Annotated in this window: 1 protein-coding gene; it reads left to right on the forward strand. The window is 54.9% G+C overall.

Annotation, left to right across the window (positions count from 1 at the left end; translation table 11 throughout):
- Positions 1–77: 77 nt before the first annotated feature.
- On the forward strand, positions 78–730 hold a 653-nt coding region (locus IVA87_RS26450), incomplete at its 3' end, for a transposase DNA-binding-containing protein (protein ID WP_276576815.1).

The raw sequence follows: 730 nt of genomic DNA on the forward strand, positions 1-730 counted from the left end.
GCTGATCGGCGAAATCTTGAGTCGAAAGAATCGCTTGTGATTCCTTGCTGAGCACCTGATTCGCGAGGGGGTGCTCTATGGGGCTGACATTAAGGGATCGATCGGCAAAAGGCTGTTTGCGATCCTGGGAGGGTGAATGTTGGATTGATCGAGAGAGTAGCGGGTGCGAGTTTAGGGACGCGCGGCTCGGCGACAGATTCCGCAAACTGCTCACTCAGATTGGAAGCGCCATGGGACAAAGCATTCCGCTCGTCTGCCAGGATTGGGCGAATACCAAGGCAGCCTACCGCTTCTTCTCTAATGACCGGGTCAGCGAAGCGGACATTCTGGCCGGCCATTTCCAATCGACACGTGATCGTGCCGCCGCCACTGAAGGTCTCGTTCTTGTGCTGCACGACACGACCGAATTTAGCTATCAACGCGAGAAGTCAGAAGCGATCGGCATCACCAAGAGCATAAACAGTGGACGGGATAAGGCGGGTCGCCTCAGATCGCACACGGTTTGCGGCATCCTGATGCATTCGAGCCTCGCGGTTACAATCGAAGGTGTGCCGCTGGGGTTGGCGGCCGTCAAGTTCTGGACCCGGAAGAAATTCAAGGGGACAGCAGCGCTTAAAAAGAAGATCAATCCGACCCGGATTCCCATCGAGAAAAAGGAAAGCGTCCGGTGGTTGGAAAATCTCAAGCAGTCTACGCAACTCTTGGATCATCCGGGACGATGCATCCATAT

This window comes from Bradyrhizobium sp. 147 (genome assembly GCF_023073935.1).
Lineage (GTDB): Bacteria > Pseudomonadota > Alphaproteobacteria > Rhizobiales > Xanthobacteraceae > Bradyrhizobium.